This window comes from Candidatus Methylobacter favarea, assembly GCF_902806695.1.
GTDB classification, from domain to species: Bacteria; Pseudomonadota; Gammaproteobacteria; order Methylococcales; family Methylomonadaceae; genus Methylobacter_B; species Methylobacter_B favarea.
In genome coordinates this window covers 24,409-46,960 of the sequence record NZ_CADCXN010000051.1, presented here as the reverse complement: position 1 = coordinate 46,960, position 22,552 = coordinate 24,409, and the positions used below count along the sequence as shown (strand labels likewise).

Below are 22,552 nucleotides of genomic sequence, written 5' to 3'. Positions count from 1 at the left end.
TGTGCTAAATGCTGCCTTAACAGCTAATAGGAGAATAGACCAGTTTATCTTTATCCCAGAAACATCAAATACAAGCGTAACTATCCATATTGAAGACCAAGAAGACAATGATTTACATACTTTCCTAGGATTTACCTTTTCTGGCAGCTTTTTTAAAGATAATGATCAGGCCGCTAGTACGTACGATTTATCTTCAAGTGTAAAATCAGAATTTGATAATCTTGGAACTGGGGCAACTGTATTTCAAAAATTTTCAAAAAAAATACAATCATTGCAGTTAACTAGCAGCGGATGGGGTAATGATGATGCTGCTTTTACCGTAGAAAGTAATGAAGTTTCAATAAATTATTCAAATGCGAAGTTTAATTCACTGAGTTTTTATCATCCTTATACGCATGATCTGCTTGGCATAGTCAATTCAACTGGCGATTTGAAGAAGTTTTTTAAATACAACTTGGATACTACGAAGATTCCTGATGGGACTGCGACCGAAGACGCCTTTGGCCAATTTGACCCAGATAATGATAGTTCTACAGATAACAGTATTTATCATGAGCTCAAACGCCCCTATTCCCTTTACAATTGGGAACTGTTTTTTCATACCCCGATACTATTAGCCGACGCATTAAGCAAAGCGCAGCAATATGAGGAGGCGATGAAGTGGTTTCACTTTGTGTTCAACCCAATTGCAGACGGTACTGAAGATAACCGGTTTTGGCAATTCCGCCCATTTCAAAAAATTGATAGCAAAAAGATATTAGACAGCATCTTCAATAACCTTAAGCCAAATACAGCCGATAAAACCATTAACGAATGGAGAACCAAGCCGTTTATGCCCCATGTGGTAGCGCGCAGCAGGCCGGTCGCTTACATGAAGTGGGTGGTGATGAAATACATCGACAACCTTTTGGCTTGGGGAGATTACCTTTTCCGTCAAGATACGATTGAAACCATCAATCAAGCCACCCAGCTTTATGTGCTCGCCGGGCGTATTCTTGGGCCTCGTCCTATGATGATACCCAAACGAGGTAAAATCAAACCGCAAACTTATCTTGGCTTATTGGATAAATGGGACGCTTTTGGTAATGCGATGGTGGAGTTGGAATTAGCCGCGCCATTCAGTAATCAAACCTCTTTGCCTTTTGGCGTAGTCAATAATGAGATAGCTTTTGCCAATATCTTTGGCATAGCATCGTCTTTATATTTTTGCATTCCTAACAATCCCAAGCTAATGGCTTATTGGGATACCTTGGCGGATCGGTTATATAAAATCCGCCATTGTCTTAATATCGAAGGTGTTTTCCGCAAACTACCCTTATTCGAACCGCCAATTGATCCTGCTTTATTGGTTAAAGCCGCTGCGCAAGGATTAAGCATCGCCTCCGTATTGAATGACCTTAATACACCGATGCCGAATTATCGCTTTTATTACTTGCTGCAAAAAGCGCTGGAGTTGTGTAATGAATTGAAGTCATTAGGCGGTGCGATGCTTTCCGCAATCGAAAAAAAGGACAATGAAACCATTGCGCTAATCCGGGCGAAGCATGAAGGTGTGATGCAGAATCTGATGATGGAAATTAAGAAGAAACAACTGGAAGAAGCGCAAAAAAATATCGAAAGCTTGCAACAAAACCGTAAAACTCCAGAAGCAAGGATGAAATATTATTTAAAGCTAAGCGGTTTGGATGAAAGTTTAGTGCCAAATGATACAGCCGAATTTAACGGTTTACCTAATGAGATTGTGACAGTAGATGGAGAAAGCGGATTAAAGCTGATTCCGTTTGAAAAGGAAGATATGGATAAAGCAAGTGAAGCACAGGATTGGCAAAGGGGAATTGGTATTGTTGAAACCTTGGCGAGTATTCTTCATATGATTCCGGTTGCGAGTGCCGATGTAAAACCAATTGGTATTGGAGCGGGTGTAGCAATTCATGGGCAAATGTTTGGAAATGCTGCTCAAGCAGTAGCAAGAGGTCTTCAAGTCCACGCAAGTGATTTGTCTTTTGGTAGCTCAAATGCAGGCAAAAAAGGGGGCTTCACCCGCGCTTTACAAGAACGCGTATTCCAAGCAAATTCTGCCGGTTACGAGCTAAAACAAATCGACAAGCAAATTACTGCTCAGGAAATTCGCATTAATATTGCCAATCAGGAAATTACCAACCAACAAAAAGCGATAGACAACGCGACTGAAGTCGAAGAATTTTTAAAGAATAAATACACCAACGAAGAGCTATTCACCTGGATGCGCGGTACTTTAAAAACTTTGTACCACCAACTTTATAACTTGGCTTATGATCTGGCCAAAAAGGCAGAGAGAACTTATTGTTTTGAAAGAGGCTTAACCGGTGCTAATTTCATTCAGGCCGGTTATTTTGATGCTGGACGTGAAGGTTTGCTGGCCGGTGAACAGCTCTATGTCGGGCTAAAACAATTGGAAGCAGCATATCAAAACGAGCGTGGTTACGATTATGAAATCACCAAGCACTTATCGCTCTATCAGTTAGATCCTTTGGCGGTAATTCAGCTAAGAGAAACCGGCAAATGCGAGTTTGTGATACCCGAAGCGATCTTTGATCTGGATTACCCCGGGCATTACAAACGGCGGATTAAATCATTATCTCTATCAATACCTTGCGTTGTAGGGCCTTATACCGGCATCAACGCTACTTTGAATTTATTGGAAAATAAATTTCGAAATACAGCCATTGGCGGTAACGCTTATGAAGAGAATACTGAGGAAACAGACGAACGGTTTAGCACTTACATTATTCCGATTAAGGCAGTAGCTGTCAGCAGCGCTCAGAATGATAGCGGCATGTTTGAACTTAATTTTAAAGATAAACGTTATCTGCCTTTTGAAGGCGCTGGTGTTATCAGTAAATGGCACTTGGAGCTTCCATCCATCAGACAATACAATTATCAAACCATCTCTGATGCCATCATTCATTTAAAGTATACTGCTAATGAGGGGGGTGAAAGACTTAAATCGTTAGCAAATAAATCGATAACAAAACAATTAGAAAATATTTCCCAATCCCTCAACGAGACCGGCCTGCATATCGCCTTGAACATGAAACATGATCTACCGAATGAATGGCATATGCTGAAAAAGAATGGGGCTATTGATTTGAAAATTGATAAAACACGATTGCCTTATATGGTTCAAATCATCGATAAACCTGCGATTGAAGAAGTGATGTTTTTAGCTCAGGTTAAAGACGATCCTGGCTCATACACAATAAGCATCGATCAGTCTGCCATTGATTTGGCAAAGGTAAGCAGCGAAATAAATTTATGTCGCCGCAAAACTGAAGACATCAAGATTGATAAAACGTTTAATTTATCCATTGCCGCTGATCAAATAGAAAAGCTAGAGGAGCTAGTACTGGTTATCAAATATAAAGTGCCAAAACTTTAATCCGGCGATTTCAAGGTTGAAAGGCAATTAAAAATTAACGATATCAAAATGACAGTCGGCTATGTGCAAAATTACGTATTAAAGCTGGCTGTCCGAGAAGGGTCGAACGCAGTCTGCCGATGTCAGATGTCGTTGCTACGCAATATCAATAACAATCGTTCACAAATTTCAATCGTCGGCAATTCGTTTTATTTCGGCGATAACTGTTTGTGCGTAGATTTGATCGGACATACAACCGATTGCTTCAATTGCGGCTTCTACTGCACTCGCATCGTCATCAAAGCGTGATTTTCCTGAAAGCAATCTTTTAGCTTGCTCCATTAATATTTCAGCATGTTCTTTTGCTTCTTCAGTGCAAACATGTTTCATTGAATTAATGATCCCATCAGCAAGATTGGAAGCAATACGGTCAGCAGTCTGATAAGCTAATTGCTGGCGTATTTCAATGCGAAGGTTTTCTCGGGTTGCCGCACATAAAATACTTCGCACCCACGCGTCATCAACAGTCCCCCATAGCAGCGAAAGCAATTCTGAAATTAACTTGTCCGGCGCTGCATCAAAGCCTCTTATCATCTCTCTTGCAAGTTCATGCGCACACCATCGTCGCCATATTTTTCCTCGCTGTGACGTTAGCGATATGCAGTCAGAATGACGCCACTCTAAAAGGGAATTAAGACCAGTTTTAAAACCGGTTGTCGTCGATTGCACTGGATAAGGTAATGGCTCTTGAATATGCACATGCAATTTTTTCGCAGATTCCCTAACACTATTCACTTTTCCGGCAGTGACTATAGGCGGCTCTTTTGTTGTTGTGACCATTGAAAACACCTTTGCACAAGCAGCTCCAATGGTTCTTCTCGCTAAAAAACTACTATCCTGTTTTCCTATAAAAGATGTTGTCCATCTTCCAGAACAACAAAAGTCGTCCCATTTTTTCTTTTCTAATTTGCTTGTATTTTTATCTAAATATACCGACAGTAATTCGATGGTATTTTCATCAACGGTTTCATCTTTATTTTTGCTTTTCGCTATGTCCATCAATTTTTTTTCTTATTCAATATGAAAAAGTCAATCAGCTCGAAAAGAAAGTCCAGGTACTGCCATAGTATGTGGTAATCACTGCCTAGTAATGGCGCCAGTGTAAACCAGTTCTAACAAATGAAATATTAGGATTCCTAAGAGATATAAAGATAATAACACTATATGCGTTATATTAATAAAGCACATTTTGTTGACTTGTAGCTATTTGAATATGCTTATCCTACGGTCATGTATATTGTGACGTATTTAAGTTTTATAATTTTTGCTGCAACAAAGTCGATAAGTCATTGATGAGCTTTTAAATCATATAGCCCACTTTGGAAACGATTTAATCAAAAAATATAAATGGATTGATCACTTTTAATTGATTATCAAATACTTGTCCATGCTGCATATCCTCAGAAAATAGCGTATGGCAATCTGCGAGCAACGCAGAGGCAATAATCAGGCTATCCCAGTGCGACAGTGAATAACGCTTCGCCAAATCAATGGCTTTACGAATCGTTTGAGCATCAACCGCAACCACTTCGCATAAGTCCAGCAAGCTTCCCGCTATTTCATGAGCTTCTGATAATAAAAATCCATGTTTTCTGGTCAATACGCTGACTGTTTCATTGATAACTTGGGTACTTATTACCGGCGCGTCCTGAATAATTGCTATGGCGCGAGATGATTTATCCTGATCTTGCGATTCGGCATAGACAAACAGGTTTGTATCGGCAAAAACTCTAGCGGTCATAGCATTCTTCACGGTTGAATTTGCCAGCTTTGAAGCGACCACGATATTTCGCCAAAACAGCTAACGCATTTTCTCGGCGTGTACGCTCCTCTTCAGCTTGTTTGGCTTTTAAACCTTCTGCAAAATTTAGTACCTCAGCCGCGGTATTTTCGGGAAGAGTTTTGACGGTTTCATAAATGCGTTCTGCAATGTTCATTGAATTAACCTCTATTTTGCTTGAGTGGCAAGATTTCCGCCGCTGGTTTTAAGCCTGCCGCCGTCAGCATTGCGCCGGTAGCGCGTTCGACCGATGCACGAATAGGGTCTAAATCCAATCGGGCATAAATAGCAGTAGTGCTGGGCGATTTGTGGTTCAACGATTTACCAACGATTACCAATGATGCACCAGTTTTAGCCTGCCAGCTACCTAATGTTCGACGTAAGTCATGAATTCTTAAATCGGCAATTCCGGCTCTTTCCAGGACGCGTTTCCAGGCTTTTTTGGGTTCAACCAAATGCCCGGTAGCGCCAGTGCCGGGAAACACCCATATAGAATCACAGCTTTGCCTGGCGTTTAGTATTTCGATGACCTCCGGCGTGAGTGTCACCGTTTGGGGTTTGTTGTTCTTAGTGGTGGGTATACGCCATTCTGCGCGATCAAAGTGAATTTGCTTCCACTGCATTTCTTGGACATTGGAACGCCGCGCACCAGTCAGTAACGAAACAAGGAAATAGTCGCGCAAGGTGTCATTCGGTTCTTCGGCAAGTGACTTGAAGAATGCGGGTAATTCGTCGGACTGTAAAAAGCGGTCGCGTTTGGTCTCAGGAAACTTCTTGATACCGTGGGCCGGGTTCGCTCCTTTGAACAACTTACGCTCGGCGGCATATCCGAACAGACTAGAAGCCATTGCCATGACGCGGTTCGCTGTAGTGGGGTGCTCCTTGCCTATCTCGGTATGGAGCTTGCCAAAGTCAGTATCCTTAAAAATGGACAACTGACGATTACCCCATTTGGATAGATAAAGATCGAAATCATAGCGATAACTACGTTTAGTCTTTTCCGACAGATACGCACCACGCCGGTTACGCCGATGCTTCAGGAACTCGTCAAACAGTTCTTGCAGGGTGGTTTCTGTTTTTAGCGCCCGTACATCCGTGTTAGGGTTGATACCTTCAACTATCAGTGCATTAATTCGTGCTGCTTCTTTACGTGCCTGTTCAATCGACATATCAGGATAACGCCCCAAAGTAACACGCTCAGGATTACCAGCTTTGATACGTCGAAAAACGCAGAAAGTTTTTACCCCTGTGCTGGTGACGCGGATTTGAAGGCCATTAGTCTTTGCATCATGATAGGCTACGCGCTGACCACTAGCAGGCAAGGGTAAAGCGTCCAAAGCCCCTTTCGTGAAATTGATTTTGTTCTCCGCCATATCTAAGTCCTCTGAAGTTACGCAGCTGAATGGGGTTACACCGGGGTTACGAATTAGAGAAAATTTAGTAGTATTTAATGTAACCCTACTAAGGTTATAATAGGCTTGAGGGTGCGAATTGTAAAGGTTCGTTAAGGTTAATTAATCAGCAGGAAACACTAGGCCTCCAAATTTGTAATCAGCCGGTCGCGGGTTCGATTCCCATCACCAGCTCCAATAAAATCAAGGGAATCAATCATCTACATCGTTATCGATTCCCTTTTTATTTCTCTGTTTAAATCATTGCGTGACTTTTGCGTGTCCCATCCGCGCAGACCTTTTCCGCTGCCACTATCAAATTACTTAATTCCGCAGACGATTAATGCGTCGTAATCCGGCTCGATTTATAACCTAATAAATCCTGTCGGTCTTCAAATGTAAGACATTCACAGCCCCCAAACGCTTTCCGAAGATGTGCTTTAAGTCATGGACTCTGACTTGTGTCAGAGCTGCCCGTTTTCTGGCTTTCTGCCAGGCGGGGTTATTCATGAGCAGAGGGCTGTTTATATCGTTATCCCCATATGCTCGATATTTTACCCCAGCAAAGTGAGCGTCAAACCCAGCCGGGTAACGCTCCAGTAAACCACGAAGTTTTTAAAACGAGACCAGAGAATTGAATCAAGTTCTTTAAAAAGGCTACAAGCCGAACTTTAGACGTTCCCTCCGTGCCGGCAAGGGCTCTGTACTTTTTCCTCCCACCCCAGTCAAGCCGTATAAGTGACAAAATGGCATACGCCGGTTTTTATTTTGTTCTCCATCAGTTCTTATGCTATTCTTTTTTAAAAACCGATGGAGAACACTATGCTTGAATCCCTGACCCGCAAACAACACGAGCTGTTTCATTTCCTGCTGCAAAACCAGGATCGATTTACCCAGCCGCCCACCTTGGATGAGCTGTGTCTGGCACTGGGCCTTAAATCCCGCGGCTCGCTGCATGCCCATATTACTGCCCTGATTGCCGCTAACCTGCTCAAACCCTTGGCCGGCAAACAACGCGGCATCCAGTTGAGCGACCACGCGAAAACCCTGATCAACCATCAGGATGATCCCGGCCGTTTGCCTTATGTCGGCGTCATTGCCGCCGGCAAGCCTATTGAAGCCCTGGAAAACATCAGCTATATGGCAATTCCCGAGCCGCTCAAGACCGATAAGCCCTGCTATATTCTCTCCGTCAAAGGCGATTCCATGATCGAACAGGGCATCTTTGACGGCGACTGGGTCATTATCGAGCAGCGCGCCTATGCACGAAATGGCGAAATTGTCGTAGCCTTGGTTGAAAAGTCCGAAGCCACCTTGAAAGTCATCGAGCAATACCCGCACGAAACCTTGCTGATACCCGCTAATGCCAGCATGAAAGCCCTGCGCTATCGGCCTGAGCAAATAGAAATCCAGGGCGTGTTAGTCGGGCAAATGCGCAGTTATACCAAAAACCATTAGGAGCCTTATCATGAAACAGCCTGTTCATATGCACGATCAAATGACGAATAAAATTGACCTGATTATGCGCGGCGATAAACCGCCCCTGCTGGAGCGACTGGAAGAAGTGTCGGTAACGGTATTGCTGGTGCTGGTGTTTATTATTTCATCTCAAGTATAAGACGCCTTCCCCACGCCCTCGGCAACCTTAAGTCAAGACCGTCATGACTGTTTTTTTCCGCTATCGCGCGCCGCCTTTCAGTCAGGTGTTACGCCCGGCTCGCCAGCCCTGCCGTCTGGCGCTACCGCTGTTCAGCAGTAAAATAATGGCAGGCTTTGCCTCGCCTGCCGCCGATCATATTGAGGCGTCGCTGGATTTAAATGAACTGCTGGTACGGCGGCCTGCCGCTACCTTTTTTGTCAGGACGCAAGGCGACTCGATGCTCGGCGCCGGTATTCATCCCGATGATATTCTGGTCGTGGATCGCTCCCTGGAAGCGGTGCATGGAAAAATCATTATCTGCGCCCTCAATGGCGAGTTGACCGTCAAGCGCCTCAATCACATGCCCGGCAGGCTGGCCCTGACCGCTGAAAACCCGGCCTATGCCGATATCGTGATTGAGCCGGACATGGAGGTGGTGGTGTGGGGCGTGGTCACCAGCGTTATTCATTTTGTCTGATGAGCGCTGGGCCTCCTGCCTGCATCGGGCTGGTGGATTGCAATAATTTTTATGTCAGTTGCGAGCGCGTATTCCGGCCGGATTTATGGGCTAAACCGGTGGCTGTGCTCAGTAATAATGACGGCTGTATCGTGGCTCGCAGCCCGGAACTTAAAGCCTTGGGCGTTAAAATGGGGACGCCGGTCTTTCAGATAAAGGCGCTGATTCAACAACACCGCATTCAGGTATTGTCTTCCAACTACCCCTTATACGGGGATATATCAGCTCGCGTGATGGCCTTGTTAGGCGAGTTCTCGCCCAACCTCGAAGTGTATTCCATCGATGAAGCCTTTTTGGATTTAACCGGTATCTGTCCGAATGATCCCGTGGCCTACGGGCAACGCATCCGGCAAACGATTCAGCAGCAGACCGGCATTCCGGTCTGTGTGGGTCTGGGGCCGACGAAAACACTGGCGAAACTGGCCAACTTCGCTGCCAAAAAATGGCGCAAAACCGGCGGCGTCGTGGACTTAACCGATCCCGTGCGCCGGGACAAGCTGATGCGGATTGTGCCGGTCGGGGAAGTCTGGGGCATCGGCTCGCGCACTTCTGCCAAGCTCAACCAGCTCGGCATTCACAGCGTTTATGATCTGGCCTGTCAACCGGCCTCCAGAATCCAGGCGTTAGTGACTATTAACGCGGCGCGAACCGTTAGGGAGCTGAACGGCATCCCCTGTCTGGAGCTGGAAGAGATAGCCCCGGACAAACAACAGATTATCTGCTCGCGCAGCTTTACCCGTAAACTCGTTGACGTTCAGGAACTGGCCGAAGCCTTGGCGGCGTTTTGCAGCCGGGCCGCTGAAAAGCTCAGAAGTCAGGACTCTCTGGCCGGTACGATCACGGTCTTTATCCGCACCAGCCCGTTTAGCCAACCAGAGCCCTGTTATCAGCGCTCGGCCTCGATGCGCATGACGCCGACGAGCCAGGACACCCGGCGCCTCGTCCAGGCCGCTCACCGCTTGCTCGCGCCTATTTTTAAAGCCGGTTACCGCTACCAACAGGCCGGGGTGCAACTCAGCGATCTTCGTTCGGCTTCCCTGCCGGGCCAGCTGGACCTGTTTACCGTCTCCGGCCCCGAATCCCTTCACAGCGCGGCCTTAATGAAAACGCTGGACGCCATTAATCACCGCTTCCCTCACGCCCTTCAACTGGCCGCTACCGGTCTGGATCAACGCTGGCAGGTGAAAGTTGACAAGGTATCCAGTAAATATACGACGGATTGGGCAGAGCTGGTTCGGGTAACCTGCGGCTAAAGGCCGTAAACTCTATTCAGTAATATTATATAAAGTGGTATTTATACTTAGTAATGACTATAGAAATAAAGGAGAGAAGCGATGTGTGGACGATTTAATTTGATGGCCTTGGAACCCTCAATAAAACAGCATTTTAACGTGAGCGCGTAGTCGCCGCATCTTCCCCACGGCTGCGAATGATCATTTGGCTTCTATCCATACGAGAATGCCGGTAATAGTACCGCCCAGCGGCTATGCGGCATGGCTGGATAGTCAGTCATCCAAACCCGATATTCTAGCGTTCGATGCAGAGGGGTGTTACCGAAACCAGCAGCTGACTCCTATCAGCCAGCGGGTCAATAATCCCGCCCATGATGATAAGGCGTGTTTGTGGTGAGTTGAAAATCAACTGCATGACGCCTTTTCGTATTTTGGTGTCTGTGCCACAACGCCGAGTTTATGCTTAACCTTATAACCTCTGCTTTAATTAAGTGTTAAAGTACAAATTTGATCTTCTAATGTAATTTATATTGAAAAATAATAGGATAGTCATGTCTTTAACTTCAAAAGCAGTTGTTTTACTCAGTGGTGGGCTTGATTCTACAACGACCCTTGCAATTGCAAAGTCAGAGGGGTTTCAAGTTTATGCACTTTCATTTCGCTATGGACAGCGCCATCAGGTCGAACTTGACTACGCTAGCTATGTAGCTAAGGCGATGGGAATTACACAGCCTATTGTAGTTGATATTGATCTACGTCTTTTCGGTGGATCTGCCCTCAATACAGTCTGTTGACAATTAATAGGGGATAATTATGCCAACTGATTGAACAGGTGGGCTACTGGTAAGAAAAGTATGGCACGATGACCCGTGGAAAGGTATTGAACAGAGGGTGCCGGGCAACAAGAGCGACCGGGGCCAGACGGCAGCGGACAAGAGGCGGTTTGTGTAAGCCGTGCTGTGGAGAGCCAGGCCGGGTTCACCCTGGCGCGGCCTGCCCGACAAGTCGGGGGCTTGGAACAGCCCTTACAAAAGGTTAGCCCGCTGCCCGGATGCCGGAGTCTGGCAACGGCTAGCTGCTAAAGTTGTGCAAGGACGCTGATTTTGAAGAGATAGCCATTGACGGCACGATGGTGAGGCCCACCCATGACAAAGTGGTGCTTGACGGGTGGACAAACGCCTGATGTCATGCCAGCCATTGGCTTAGTGGATGGCATTCTGGCGGGTGCGCCAGGCGCCGACAAGGCCTGGGAGGCTGACAGTGTACTGGAGAAGCTCGAAGAAAGCCAGCCAAAGCCAAGTAGAGCAGGCGCCGCCTACCTTACAAAACTGCGCTTTTGCCGCCATTCTATAAATATGCCACGTTTTCACCTGAAACCAAACCGCGTATAAAAAAATTTAAAAGCCCCCTGGGGCAGGATGGATAAAACGTAACAGCTAAGGCCGCGGACATTCCGACAGCATGGACGAGACTCATAAAACGCTCTTGCGATTGGGGCCTGGAACTATCTGCCTTTGAGCCGGGAAACACAGTTGGGAACAATAGAAGCGTATAAACGTCTGGTTGACGCGGGGCTAACATCAAATGAGTATTTACGCCGGCGATATCACCGCTCAAAACCCGCTTTACGCTAAAAAAGCATCAAGAGGTGAGAGTAAAGCTCGCACTGTCCGTTTCACTTTTTGCAAAGCGTTTACAATCGGATAGATTTTAAAGTCGTTTAAAACTCTCATCCCGTCAACTTGAGTATTCTCGCGTTGGAATTTTTTATAATCTCACTAGGATTTAAGGCAACAGGAAGTTAAAAAAAACGCTCAGACACTTGTATTTGAACTGAACGGATTATCAACAACAACCGCTGCCAGGATTGCATTTATCCTGAGGCCGACCGCTTTTGCTTTCTGAAACGGAACGAATAGTCCCCGCCGGACTGCACCAGTGATTAGCTGATTTTTCTTCAGCGGGCACGATGCCGATAAAATCGTTCCCATAGGTTTCACTGGTCAGCAGTTTATAGCTGCGTTCACAAACCGCCATCCGTTTGCCGCGGTAATAAACATGGCCTTCGTCATCATAAACTTCAGAGTAAGGGCCTCGATAGATGACGGCATGGCCTTTATCCAGGCATGGTTCAGTCATCGGCTTGACCGCGATAATGGTTACCGAGCGGAATTCAATGCCTTCGACAACTTGCCAGGGTTGACTTTCCCATTTATCATAGCTGACGGCGATAAAACCTGCTTTGATAAAGGCTTGCAGAAATTCATGCTCCTGCAGGGCGCCGGAAATACAGCCGCTCCACAGATGCAAATCTTCTTTTAAATGTTCGGGTACAACTTCATCGCTGACAATATCCGAGATAGCCACGCGGCCGCCCGGCTTGACGACGCGGAAAATTTCCCGAATCAACTGTTCCTTGTCGCGGTCATGCACCAGATTCAGCACGCAATTGGAAACCACCAAATTCACACTGTTATCAGCGATCAAGGGCCGCTCCCTGCGTTGTTTTTCCTGCCAGGCGCGCAGAGCGATAAGGTCTTCGGCGCTTTTCACCGGGTTTTTCGCCAAATGTTGATCCATCGAAGCCAGATCCATCGCCAGATCCTGAATTTGCCCTTTAACGAACTCGACCCGGTTTGCACCGATTTTTTGCGCCATTTCGTCCTGGTATTTGCGGGCCAGCGTCAGCATATCATCATTCATGTCAACGCCGATAACCCTGCCCGACTCGCCCACTCGTTGCGCGGCCATATAGCAAATCTTGCCTGAACCCGAACCTAAATCCAGCACCACGTCGCCTTTTTTGACATAGCGCGACGGATCGCCGCAGCCGTAATCCTTTTCGATGATTTCCTGAGGCAGGGTAGCCAGCAACTCGCTATCGTAATCGACCGGACAGCATAGATTCGCCTGCCTGGATGCGGCGCCTTCTGAATAGCGCTCCAAAACACCTGTTTCAAGGCTCATTTCTCCTCCTTTTAAATTTGTAATTAACAAGATTTGGCGCCATCTTAAACTACCCCAAAAAAATTAGCCCAACGCGCCGCCGCAACTGCTGCCTTGTCCTGCCGTGCAGCCATAACAATGCTGGCGGACAGTGATCGGAGAACCGGTTAGGGAGCGGCCGGTTAAATCGCTTAAATGCATTTTACCGCTTGGGTTTGCGCCCAACGGCAGTTGCAGCATCTGGTTAAAGTCGCAATCATAGACAAGCCCTTGCCAATCGACGCTCAGGGTATTGCGGCACATGACGCCGGGCAAATTTTCCGGCCGGTAATGGTCCTTTAATAAGTGCAAATAGCCGTTAAATTGCCCTTTGCTGATCAGCATGCTGCCAAAGCGCTGTATCGGGAGATTGGTCATGGCATAGAGCCTGTTGAAGACGATTCCATAGCGCTCCTGCAAGTGTTCCTTATAGGCTTCTTCCAAGGCTTGCTGTTCCGGGGGCAGACTGGCGCCTTGCGGATTGAAAACCAGATTAAGCTGAAGCTCGCTGCCGGCTTCTCCGTAACCGAGGCCGTTTAACTTTTTCAGTGCCGACAGGCTGGCGCTAAACGTGCCCTTGCCGCGTTGTTTATCGACATTGTCTTCCAGATAACAAGGCAGGGAAGCCGTAATAACTGTCTTGTTAGCGGCAAGAAATTCAGCCAAATCCTCATAGCCGGGTTCCTCAAGAATAACCAGATTACAGCGATCAATAACGGTAACCTCCATTTTTCTGGCCCGCTCAACGAGGTATTTAAAATGCGGGTTCATTTCCGGCGCTCCGCCGGTTAAATCCAGCGTGTGAATAGCTTCTGACTGAACGAAGTCCAGAACCAGATCAACAGTGGCCTTATCCATTAGTTCGGTACGCTTGGGCCCGGCATTGACATGGCAATGCGTACAGCTCAGGTTGCACAAATAGCCCAGATTAACCTGCAATATTTCCAGCGCATTTCTGTTGATAGCCGGAAAATCCGTCTGTTTTTGTGCGAGATAGCGAAGGGCGTCATGCATAATGCCTATTTCATGCTGAAGTAAATGTCGCCGTAGTAGGCCGTGGCTTTACCGTGAGCATTATCAGTATCGGTCATGATAGCGATGGCGTCAATATAGCGGATGTCCATACCGAATTGCTGCTTCAGGTCGGTCAGAATATTGTGTTTTTCCGTATACCATGTACCTGTCTTATCCTTTGCTGCTTTCAGGGCGATCATCATTGCGTGATCTCCGGCAAAAGCATTAGGCCAGATTTTACCTTTAGGGGAGGTGCTTGCCCAGACATAATTGATAGCCCGGCTACGCCAGAAAGCCAAACCGCCGCTGACAATCACATAAACCCTGGCAGCATAGTCATCGCCGGATTTGGCCTGCTCATTGATATTGCCGAGCCGATTTTCTATGCGCCAGCTCCAGTTCAGGAACGGCGTCTTTTGTAAATCGATGCGCTGTTCCTTAAATAGGCCTGACGCACTATCGGCGCTTTCCGCCTTTAATACTGTGACGCCGGACAGGTTGGCCAGCTCATAGCCCGTCCTGTCTTTAAATTCCTTGCTCCCCCATTTATCAAGCGATCCTGCAGAAAAATCGCCTATTATCAGCTTCTCACTCGCTGCTTCAGCAGCGCTGGAATTGTTTGACCAGGTTAAAATCCAGCCAACATTCATCAGAACAAGCATTTTATAAACTGATATATGCATTGAGAGGTGGGCATTGATAATATTTCCATTTTTAAATCGCTGTGACTGGAGTGAAATATATACCGGCAAACCACAATATTTCCAGTTTAGAGGCCACTGATTCACTATTCATTAATAACTTTAGAAAAAACTTTACCGGATTTTTTCAAAAAATCTCGGCATCCTTTTATATACTCCTAAAATATAATCCTATTTTTCCTGGCTGTATCTGCAAGGCTTTCAATCTAGTCATCCTGTTCTATTTTTCTCCGGCTGAAGGCCATTTGCAGAATATTAATACATTGATGAGCGTACCTGTTTGCTTCTTTTGATTACTCACCTTATCCCTGCTCACCTTATAAATATGCCTTAATCAGAATCGACAGCCTCCTCTACAGATCTTTATAGAAAAAGGACTTATCCTGAGGCTGAAAACTTTGATAAAAGGGCATTTTCGCCAGTTTCCATTGGGCCTCGATCAAATTTTTGGCGTAATCTTTATCCAGCACACGCATGAGGTTCCCTTTGGCGTCCGGGTGCAGATCCCATAGTCCGCTGCGATGCCAATGCTTAGTCTCTTCCCAACCGTGCCTGTCCAGTACCGGATAAAGACAGATGCCTTGTATAACAATACCTTCGTGCCCGGCCGCTATAATTTCTTCGGTAATATCGGTAATCCATTCACCGCGGCCGGAGCCAACATGGCTTGTTTCTGCGATAATCAGCGGGCGGCCATGACCATAACGCTGATTGATTTCAGCCAGCATCTTGCTAAAAGGCCGGCGGCGCGGATCGTGTAAATGCCAAAACAAAGTCTTGTAAGTTTCGAGTTCCCACTGGTTGCTGTGATAATAGTTGACGCCAATAATATCAAGATACTTGGCCGCGCCTCCAAGCTCCGGTTCGATAGTGCCTGCCAGCATATCCCAAGCTTGAAATTGTGAAAGACGCATGACTTCTGCAGCCTCGGCAAGCTCAGGATGACCTTCGGGAGCAATGACATGAATAAGCGGGTCGACATGAAGAAAGCGTGCCCGTGGATCAACTTTCCATATGGCTTCCATGCCGGCAATCGCCGCACGTACGAGCTGACGTTTAAACTCCACGCTGCGATCGCGCAGATCAGGGCCATAAGGATACATTAATCCCATTTCGCAGGTGGCGTAAGCGAGAAAAGAAATCTCATTGATAAGCGTATATACAGGTTCCGTACTGCTGAACGGCGCGAGATATTCCGCTGCCGCGGCCGCATAACGGGCGAACCGCGTAACAAATTCGGAAGAAAAAATATCAATATCGAGCGGCCAGCCATAATGGCAAAGCGTCCACAGTATCTGTATGTCAAGCTCCTGCGCCGACTCAAGGGTCGGTTCCAGAAAACTGAAATCAAAATGATGTGGAACTCGCTCGGCCAGCCGCCAGCCTACGCTCTCCCGCACCGTACGGATGCCGAAAGGCTGCAAATGCAAATAATCATCGCGCACCCGCATCCTATGCTGGTTACTGACATTCATATCGAGCGGCAGTGCGGCGCTGTTGATATGATCTGCCCCCTCGAAGCCTCCCTGCCAAAGACTGTAGAATAGCCCGTTACTCGAATTCATAGCTTTACAACCTCATCCGAGCTATTTTCTTGTCGGCGGCTTATGCAGAATATATCAGGCGGCGCTGCTACTTTAAGCCCTGTTCCAATCGTGCGGAACTGTAACAGAGCAGCAGAAATTACCGAAGCTCCTGATGAAAAAAATAAAGTCATGCAGCAGCCCTGTCTATATTCAATACAATACATAATAATGCCTCCTCGAGGAGCTAAAAATCAGATCCTTGCGCGTCTGTTTATTTAACCGGTTTATTCCTGCTGGCAAAAAATTAAGCTGTATTACCGCTTAAGTCTGTTCGTTGCCGAACACATAATCCGAAGAGCACTGGCCTTTTCTGACTCGTCAGCGTCGGTAATGCCTCATACTCATCGCTGAAAATTCAAAATAGTGACTTTGGGAGCGCTGAGCCAAAGTATTTCCCAGCTATTTACCCCTAACTCCCAGCCTTTGCCATTGAAGATATCCATTCGGATAGTCCGATAACGGTTCAGATTACCTCAATCATAAAATTGCCAGAGTATTGCAAAAACTGCTTGAGTTCACTTTTTCGCGCCCCTATCCCCTTCTGATAAGGCCCTGGCTGAAAGTAGATAGGTTCCGTAATCAGAAAAAAGGGGTAGGTTACGCTCATATTCCACAACACGCCTGCTATTCCCCTAGATCCTTAGCGGTAAGGACCATGAAATGAACAAGGATATCTATCCGTATGGTATGAACATGAAAGGGGCTTGAAAAGCGGCTGAGTGAGAGGAATATTTTCTTCATAGTTTAAAAATGCTATTTATCCTCTTATTTTAAAACAGCTCCCTTAGTTGAATTAGAGTCGTTTAATTGCCTTAAACAGCTTTGGACTTTTTAAAAAGAAATTGTTATAGCCATAATAGCCGCAGCATGATAGAGTCAATTCATCCCAAAATTTATTTCCCGAGGACATCATGAAATCACCTGGTCTTGACTTCCTGAAATATATTATTGGCAGTAGTGCAATTACTATAAGCACCCTGTCTGCTTCAGCACAAGCAAATTTCCTGTATGAATACACAAGCAATGTTATTCCTGTTACTTCCCGCGCTAACGTTCCTAAACCAACTTCTGATGGAGGAAGTATCTGGTATGAGTTAGTTGAATCCCATGAGGTCGTCATCACTGCTCTTGTCAACTCTCCTGCACGGCTGACAAATGGCTCTGGATTAACGGATGATTTGATTTTTACCCTGACGCCACATCAAATTGATTATGGCTATTTTTTTTATAACTTCTTTCCCCAGCAGGATGGGCTAACGTATCCTTACCCTTTACCCCTATTTCCAGATTGCGAGTTTTGCCCCCATACAGATATTTCAGCAGTTTGGAATATTTTTGCCGTTGATGCCTTGGGCCTTCCTTCTGAGTGGGACATATCCATCAGTCAATGGGTCATGCAAAGAGGACGAGGGCATTTTGCCGAGATTGCCACTTCTACCAATCTGGATAGTTTCTCAGGCTACGATAACCTTCAAACCCCTTATGCTTCCTCTTATGAAGGTTCACTCGCCAATAACCCCGGCAGTTGGACAGTGACCCAAGTCCCAGAGCCTGAAAGCTGGGCTATGCTGTTGTCAGGGTTGGGAATTTTTGGGTTTGCAGGGCGCAAACGGCTACGTCAATAAATTCAGCAGCGTACAGGTTATCGGTGGTTTTGGGATCAAGCAATAAGGAAACATGCCTTAGGCAATGAAGCCAACAAGGGGGACAATATCTGCACTCCGCCCCGCCAGTTCCCACATGAAGGCAAGGAAGCTTTGTGTGCCCCATGAGTTCTATTGCCTTCAGGCCGAGGTCGGTAACCGGCCAGGCGATTGGATTAATGTATTTTTAAATAGTGGAAGTTAATAAACCTTTACTTGGCAATATTTAGCAATATAAGGGTTATTAATTAAATTATAACTTTTTGTCGATAACGACTGTCAGCTCATCCAGCTCTTCGGCAGAAAGATCAGCTTTCCTTAACCGGTAATTCGGTGCAATACTGATCAATAGCGTTACTAAAGTAGCGACATAAGGAACTACTTGTACTGATAATATGGCTATCCAAAGCCGCCCGCTTAAATTATCAAAATGATCCAGCGAATTCATTAACCAGATGCCTGTGCCTAGCAATATTAACAGCAGCAATTCCTGCCAGATGATCATTAAGCCAGCCAGTAAGGGACTTTGTTTTTCATATTTAGGCGTGCGCATAAAGGGCTTGCCCGTGGTAAACAAGCCTTGTATAGTCCCTTTGGCGACAGTATGCGTCAGCGATAATCCTGACAGCGCCGCACCCAGTGATTGCCAGAAAGAACACGGAACGCGTACCTGATAAAGCCATAAGCCGCGCAGGATTTTAAAAGTGAACAAGCCAATAGTCGGTAATAAAAATGCGTTGACAGGCAGTTCACTGTGTATTGGATCAGAAATGATTAAGGCCGTTAAGGCCAGGCTGGTCAGGGTAAATAACAAGGCCAATGCATCAGAAAACCAGGGCAGCCATCCTGCCAGAAAATAATAACGTTGCGCCGGTGTCAAAGGCGATTTTTTAGTCGGCAAGAAGCTGCGCCAATGTGCTTTGATAATTTGCATGGCTCCATAAACCCAGCGATAACGTTGGGTCATATAGCCGGACATCGTATCAGGCATCAACCCGCGGCCGAATGAATCCTTGACATAAACCGAATCATATCCCGCTTCATACAAACGCAAGCCCAGTTCACTGTCTTCACAAATACACCATTCGGCCCATTTACCCACTTCGAGTAAAGCTGATTTTCTGATCATGGTCATGGTGCCATGCTGAATAATGGCGTTGTATTCATTTCTTTGCATCATGCCGATGTTAAAAAATCCGGCGTACTCCCAATAGCAGAATGATTTAAAGAAACTCAGATGTAAATCGCGGTAATCCTGTGGCGATTGCACAAAACCGACATTTTCATTATCGAAATAAGGCACCAAGCACTTGAGCCAATCAGGAGAAAGCACATAATCGCTGTCAATGATAGCAATAATTTCCGCATCGCTGGCGGTTTGTTCAAGGGCGTGATTGATGGCGCCGGCTTTGAAACCGGGCCAGTTTTCCAGGTGGAAAAACCGGAACATGGGGCCAAGTCGTTCGCAGTCATCACGAACCGGCTCCCAGACGGCAGGATCCTTGGTATTGTTATCCATAACCAGAACTTCCAGATTGGGATAATCCACTTTCGCCAAGGCCTCAAGTGTCTTGCGCACCATGACCGGCGGTTCGTTATGAATAGGCAAATGCAGCGAGACTTTGGGATATTTAAAGTCAGCGGTAGGAGTCAGCGGTTTGAATGTTCTTGGGCTATTCTTATGCCATACTACTTCCACTATTTCCAGACTTTCAATTAATAATATAATACCTGCCAGTACTTGCATTAATATCAGGATAACCCAAAAAGCAATGGTAAATTTGGTTTGATATTGTTGGGCGCCAATCGATGCAGACCAGAAAATCGTTGATGCCGCAAGATTCGCAATCAGGCCGAAAAAGAGTATGCCGGGCAGTTTTAAACTTCTTCGGGTAAATAAAAATAAAGCCATCAATACCATGCTGCACACCGCAGCAGCAGTTGCCCAGTGTTTCCAGCCAGGCAGAGTCACAACGTCGTCATCCATAGGATATTTAGCCTGCCGATCGGCATTAAAAATACCCCAGTAAGCACCGGCTGATCCTTCTATGGACATTTTCCAGGGCTGATCAAAAGCTTCAACAATATAATAAGCAAGATGTTCCTGGGCAGCCCTGTTAAGAAATTCACGTAAAAACCTCGCCTGATTGGAAATAGATGCGGTGGCATGTTTGAAAGGTTGTCCATCCGAAGGCCAGCCTACTTCAGTAATAACAATTGGCTTTTTAGGATAGGCCTGTTGCAATTGATAATAACGCGAGAAAATATAATCAACGGCGTCCTCGGCGGCAATGCCTTCCCAAAAAGGCAGAATATGGACGCCAATGAAATCCACTTCATTGACGAGTTTGGGATGAGCAAGCCACATATCCCATGTTTCCGAAGTACTGACAGGCCGCCACGTGCGTTTTTTTACTTCGCGCAAGTATTCAATCAGCTGTTCTTCGGGAATATCCTTGCGCAGCATTACCTCATTGCCAACCATGAGCCTGACAATTTTCGGATTATTTTGCCGGCTGATCTGGATCAAGGCTTCGATTTCCTGTCGGTTCTTTTCCAGATCGCCGTCAATCCAGGCTCCGACGGTAATATTCAGGCCGTGTTTGGCGGCAAGCTCGGGGACCTTGTAGAGGCCTTTTAGCACACTGTAAGTGCGTATGGCATGAACTTTGTCAGAGAGCAGAATGATATCCTGTTCAATTTCAGCCTCGCTGGGAAATGAATTGTTTTTTTGTGTGTCATGCTTACGCATGGGGTTGAACGTAACCCCCATTGTGGTTTTGGTCCAGGGTTGTAATTGCAGGGGATTGTTAACATAGCTCCAAATGCTGAAATTAATAAACGCGAGCAGAGCCAGTGCAAGTACAATAACTATCTTTGTTTTCATTGAGGTATTTGGAAATTTGCGTTACAGCTAATAATACTCTATAAATTAAACAGGACGTATAACCTTGAGCTAACTAAATGAATTTATTAAAGAAGGATGATTAAACTTTTTTCACAGACTGTATTCCGACAAGAATTATTTAATCAGCTCAGGCTTTATACATTCTTAAATATTTAAACTGTTAAATTTAGACATTCAGATTAAAATCCAATTGTTACGAGGCAGTTAGACAGCCGCCTTATTAGCCCGCTTATAGGGAGTCCTTAAGGCTTGTCTTTCTTTACGTAAAGATCAGTAATCGTACCGGCAATCATTTCAGCCGCGAAACCTAACGTTTCTGACAATGTCGGATGCGGATGTATGGACAAGCCGATGTCTTCAGCATCGGCTCCCATTTCCAAAGCAACTACAGCCTCGGCAATTAATTCCCCGGCATTGGGACCGACTATACCCGCACCGAGAATTCTGCCTGTTCCTTTTTCACACAGTAATTTGGTCGCTCCTTCTTTACGTCCGATGCTTAATGACCGCCCGCTGGCAGCCCAGGGGAATGCGGCTTTATCATAGGCTATGCCTTGTTGTTTCGCCTGGTTTTCAGTGAGCCCCATCCACGCCACTTCAGGGTCGGTATAAGCAACCGAAGGGATGGTTAAAGCATCAAACGCAGTTTTTAATCCGGCCGCCACTTCAGCAGCCACTTTGCCTTCATGAGATGCTTTATGGGCGAGCATTGGATTGCCCACGATATCGCCAATAGCAAAGATATGGCTGACATTCGTGCGTTGCTGCTTATCAACAGGTATAAAACCTACTTCATCAACTTTAACTCCAGCACGTTCAGCATCGATAAACGGTCCATTTGGCCTGCGCCCTACGGCTACTAAAACCGCATCAAACAGTGCCGATTCCGGAGCATCCTTGCCTTCAAAAAAAACTTTCAGGCCCTGTTCATGCGGCTCAATGGAAGTGACACGGGTTTCCAGCCAGATGTTTTTATATTGTTTTTTAATGCGGCGGAACAAAGGTGTAATCAGATCCTGATCGCAGCCGGGAATAATTTGATTCATCAATTCAACGACGCTTATTTCCGAGCCGAAAGCATAGTAAACCGTTGCCATTTCCAGGCCGATGATGCCGCCGCCGACAATCAGCAGCTTCGGTGGAATTTGTTTTAATTCCAGCGCATCCGTTGAATCCAACAAGCGCGGATCATCATTAGGAAAAACCGGTATTTTGGCAGGATGCGATCCGGCAGCAATAATGGCCTGATCAAAGCGGATGGTTTTAATACCCGCATCTGTTTGCAAATCGATAGTATTAGGCGAGGTAAATTTACCTGTACCCTGAACCAGATTTACTTTGCGCTGCTTGACCAGACCGGAAAGACCTTGAGTTAAAGTGGCAGTAACACTTTCTTTCCAGGCCCGTATTTTATCAAAATCCAGCGCCGGTTTGCCGTAACTAAGGCCATGCTGCCCGAATTCTTCCGCTTCATGAATGATCTGCGCCATATGCAATAAGGCTTTGGAAGGAATACAGCCGACATTAAGGCAAACACCGCCCAGTACCGAATAGCGCTCGATTAAGGTTACCTTTTTGCCTAAATCGGCGGCCCGGAACGCCGCGCTGTAACCGCCGGGCCCGCCGCCCAATACTACAACTTCTGCATGCAGAACAGATTCACTGGTTTCTGAGTTAGGTTTCATATTATTCCTTTAGA

Annotated in this window: 20 protein-coding genes; 10 read left to right on the top strand and 10 right to left on the bottom strand. The window is 46.1% G+C overall.

The window, feature by feature from the left end:
• Nucleotide 1 precedes the first annotated feature (1 nt).
• The gene (locus HUX64_RS06615) at nt 2-3,418 is read left to right on the top strand and encodes a Tc toxin subunit A-related protein (RefSeq protein WP_174625446.1); all 3,417 of its coding nucleotides are present in this window, start codon (nt 2-4) and stop codon (nt 3,416-3,418) included.
• Nucleotides 3,419-3,586: 168 nt separating this feature from the next.
• Here the strand turns inward: HUX64_RS06615 and HUX64_RS06610 are convergent, their stop codons facing one another.
• From HUX64_RS06610 to HUX64_RS06595, 4 genes are all read right to left on the bottom strand, one after another.
• Complete coding sequence (locus tag HUX64_RS06610; protein ID WP_217426448.1) at nt 3,587-4,456, bottom strand: hypothetical protein; 870 nt, start codon at nt 4,454-4,456, stop codon at nt 3,587-3,589.
• A gap of 331 nt (nt 4,457-4,787) precedes the next feature.
• Complete coding sequence (locus HUX64_RS06605) at nt 4,788-5,198, bottom strand: PIN domain-containing protein (RefSeq protein ID WP_174625444.1); 411 nt, start codon at nt 5,196-5,198, stop codon at nt 4,788-4,790.
• Complete coding sequence (locus HUX64_RS06600) at nt 5,188-5,394, bottom strand: DUF2281 domain-containing protein (RefSeq protein WP_174625443.1); 207 nt, start codon at nt 5,392-5,394, stop codon at nt 5,188-5,190. Before HUX64_RS06600 ends, HUX64_RS06605 begins: the two co-directional genes overlap by 11 nt.
• Nucleotides 5,395-5,398: 4 nt before the next feature.
• On the bottom strand, nt 5,399-6,610 hold the full coding sequence (locus HUX64_RS06595; protein WP_174625442.1) for a tyrosine-type recombinase/integrase: 1,212 nt from the start codon (nt 6,608-6,610) through the stop codon (nt 5,399-5,401).
• 840 nt (nt 6,611-7,450) lie between these two features.
• Here HUX64_RS06595 and lexA point away from each other — a divergent pair.
• The 8 genes from lexA to HUX64_RS06555 all read left to right on the top strand — a co-directional run bounded on the left by lexA (nt 7,451) and on the right by HUX64_RS06555 (nt 11,407).
• Complete coding sequence (lexA, locus tag HUX64_RS06590; protein ID WP_174625441.1) at nt 7,451-8,086, top strand: transcriptional repressor LexA; 636 nt, start codon at nt 7,451-7,453, stop codon at nt 8,084-8,086.
• Between the two features lie 10 nt (nt 8,087-8,096).
• A complete protein-coding gene (locus HUX64_RS06585) occupies nt 8,097-8,246 on the top strand; it encodes a hypothetical protein (protein ID WP_174625440.1) in 150 nt (49 codons plus the stop codon).
• Nucleotides 8,247-8,289: 43 nt separating this feature from the next.
• On the top strand, nt 8,290-8,745 hold the full coding sequence (locus HUX64_RS06580; protein WP_174625439.1) for a LexA family protein: 456 nt from the start codon (nt 8,290-8,292) through the stop codon (nt 8,743-8,745).
• A complete protein-coding gene (locus tag HUX64_RS06575; protein WP_174625438.1) occupies nt 8,745-10,037 on the top strand; it encodes a Y-family DNA polymerase in 1,293 nt (430 codons plus the stop codon). Before HUX64_RS06580 ends, HUX64_RS06575 begins: the two co-directional genes overlap by 1 nt.
• A 157-nt stretch (nt 10,038-10,194) precedes the next feature.
• Complete coding sequence (locus tag HUX64_RS06570; protein ID WP_281355257.1) at nt 10,195-10,413, top strand: SOS response-associated peptidase family protein; 219 nt, start codon at nt 10,195-10,197, stop codon at nt 10,411-10,413.
• A 154-nt stretch (nt 10,414-10,567) separates the two neighbouring features.
• Nucleotides 10,568-10,810, top strand: a complete 243-nt coding sequence (locus HUX64_RS06565) for a 7-cyano-7-deazaguanine synthase (protein ID WP_174625436.1) — start codon at nt 10,568-10,570, stop codon at nt 10,808-10,810.
• 160 nt (nt 10,811-10,970) lie between these two features.
• The gene (locus HUX64_RS20385; RefSeq protein WP_174625435.1) at nt 10,971-11,117 is read left to right on the top strand and encodes a transposase; all 147 of its coding nucleotides are present in this window, start codon (nt 10,971-10,973) and stop codon (nt 11,115-11,117) included.
• Between the two features lie 44 nt (nt 11,118-11,161).
• On the top strand, nt 11,162-11,407 hold the full coding sequence (locus HUX64_RS06555; protein ID WP_174625434.1) for a hypothetical protein: 246 nt from the start codon (nt 11,162-11,164) through the stop codon (nt 11,405-11,407).
• Nucleotides 11,408-11,861: 454 nt separating this feature from the next.
• Here the strand turns inward: HUX64_RS06555 and HUX64_RS06550 are convergent, their stop codons facing one another.
• From HUX64_RS06550 to HUX64_RS06535, 4 genes are all read right to left on the bottom strand, one after another.
• Nucleotides 11,862-12,983: a methyltransferase domain-containing protein gene (locus HUX64_RS06550; protein WP_174625433.1), complete on the bottom strand. Its 1,122-nt coding sequence runs from the start codon at nt 12,981-12,983 to the stop codon at nt 11,862-11,864.
• Between the two features lie 63 nt (nt 12,984-13,046).
• Nucleotides 13,047-14,015, bottom strand: a complete 969-nt coding sequence (gene arsS / locus HUX64_RS06545; RefSeq protein WP_174625432.1) for an arsenosugar biosynthesis radical SAM (seleno)protein ArsS — start codon at nt 14,013-14,015, stop codon at nt 13,047-13,049.
• Nucleotides 14,016-14,020: 5 nt separating this feature from the next.
• Nucleotides 14,021-14,698, bottom strand: coding sequence for a DUF3047 domain-containing protein (locus HUX64_RS06540; protein ID WP_174625431.1), 678 nt, complete (start codon nt 14,696-14,698; stop codon nt 14,021-14,023).
• Between the two features lie 371 nt (nt 14,699-15,069).
• Nucleotides 15,070-16,281 carry a hypothetical protein gene (locus HUX64_RS06535; protein ID WP_174625430.1) on the bottom strand — a complete coding sequence of 404 codons (1,212 nt, stop codon included), beginning with the start codon at nt 16,279-16,281 and terminating at the stop codon, nt 15,070-15,072.
• 932 nt (nt 16,282-17,213) lie between these two features.
• Here HUX64_RS06535 and HUX64_RS19170 point away from each other — a divergent pair.
• Nucleotides 17,214-17,927: a PEP-CTERM sorting domain-containing protein gene (locus tag HUX64_RS19170; RefSeq protein WP_217426447.1), complete on the top strand. Its 714-nt coding sequence runs from the start codon at nt 17,214-17,216 to the stop codon at nt 17,925-17,927.
• Nucleotides 17,928-18,198: 271 nt separating this feature from the next.
• Here HUX64_RS19170 and HUX64_RS06525 read toward each other — a convergent pair whose 3' ends face one another.
• Together HUX64_RS06525 and lpdA are read right to left on the bottom strand one after the other, a co-directional pair.
• Nucleotides 18,199-20,832 carry a glycosyltransferase gene (locus HUX64_RS06525; RefSeq protein WP_174625429.1) on the bottom strand — a complete coding sequence of 878 codons (2,634 nt, stop codon included), beginning with the start codon at nt 20,830-20,832 and terminating at the stop codon, nt 18,199-18,201.
• A gap of 263 nt (nt 20,833-21,095) precedes the next feature.
• Nucleotides 21,096-22,538, bottom strand: coding sequence for a dihydrolipoyl dehydrogenase (lpdA, locus tag HUX64_RS06520; RefSeq protein WP_174625428.1), 1,443 nt, complete (start codon nt 22,536-22,538; stop codon nt 21,096-21,098).
• Between the last annotated feature and the right edge of the window lie 14 nt (nt 22,539-22,552).

Excerpts from the sequence above, each read along its gene's own strand:
- HUX64_RS06610 (WP_217426448.1), bottom strand. The coding sequence starts at position 4,456 with ATGGACATAGCGAAAAGCAAAAATAAAGATGAAACCGTTGATGAAAAT.
- HUX64_RS06605 (WP_174625444.1), bottom strand. The coding sequence starts at position 5,198 with ATGACCGCTAGAGTTTTTGCCGATACAAACCTGTTTGTCTATGCCGAA.
- HUX64_RS06600 (WP_174625443.1), bottom strand. The coding sequence starts at position 5,394 with ATGAACATTGCAGAACGCATTTATGAAACCGTCAAAACTCTTCCCGAA.
- HUX64_RS06595 (WP_174625442.1), bottom strand. The coding sequence starts at position 6,610 with ATGGCGGAGAACAAAATCAATTTCACGAAAGGGGCTTTGGACGCTTTA.
- lexA (WP_174625441.1), top strand. The coding sequence starts at position 7,451 with ATGCTTGAATCCCTGACCCGCAAACAACACGAGCTGTTTCATTTCCTG.
- HUX64_RS06585 (WP_174625440.1), top strand. The coding sequence starts at position 8,097 with ATGAAACAGCCTGTTCATATGCACGATCAAATGACGAATAAAATTGAC.
- HUX64_RS06580 (WP_174625439.1), top strand. The coding sequence starts at position 8,290 with ATGACTGTTTTTTTCCGCTATCGCGCGCCGCCTTTCAGTCAGGTGTTA.
- HUX64_RS06575 (WP_174625438.1), top strand. The coding sequence starts at position 8,745 with ATGAGCGCTGGGCCTCCTGCCTGCATCGGGCTGGTGGATTGCAATAAT.
- HUX64_RS06565 (WP_174625436.1), top strand. The coding sequence starts at position 10,568 with ATGTCTTTAACTTCAAAAGCAGTTGTTTTACTCAGTGGTGGGCTTGAT.
- HUX64_RS06555 (WP_174625434.1), top strand. The coding sequence starts at position 11,162 with ATGACAAAGTGGTGCTTGACGGGTGGACAAACGCCTGATGTCATGCCA.
- HUX64_RS06550 (WP_174625433.1), bottom strand. The coding sequence starts at position 12,983 with ATGAGCCTTGAAACAGGTGTTTTGGAGCGCTATTCAGAAGGCGCCGCA.
- arsS (WP_174625432.1), bottom strand. The coding sequence starts at position 14,015 with ATGCATGACGCCCTTCGCTATCTCGCACAAAAACAGACGGATTTTCCG.
- HUX64_RS06540 (WP_174625431.1), bottom strand. The coding sequence starts at position 14,698 with ATGCATATATCAGTTTATAAAATGCTTGTTCTGATGAATGTTGGCTGG.
- HUX64_RS06535 (WP_174625430.1), bottom strand. The coding sequence starts at position 16,281 with ATGAATTCGAGTAACGGGCTATTCTACAGTCTTTGGCAGGGAGGCTTC.
- HUX64_RS19170 (WP_217426447.1), top strand. The coding sequence starts at position 17,214 with ATGAAATCACCTGGTCTTGACTTCCTGAAATATATTATTGGCAGTAGT.
- HUX64_RS06525 (WP_174625429.1), bottom strand. The coding sequence starts at position 20,832 with ATGAAAACAAAGATAGTTATTGTACTTGCACTGGCTCTGCTCGCGTTT.
- lpdA (WP_174625428.1), bottom strand. The coding sequence starts at position 22,538 with ATGAAACCTAACTCAGAAACCAGTGAATCTGTTCTGCATGCAGAAGTT.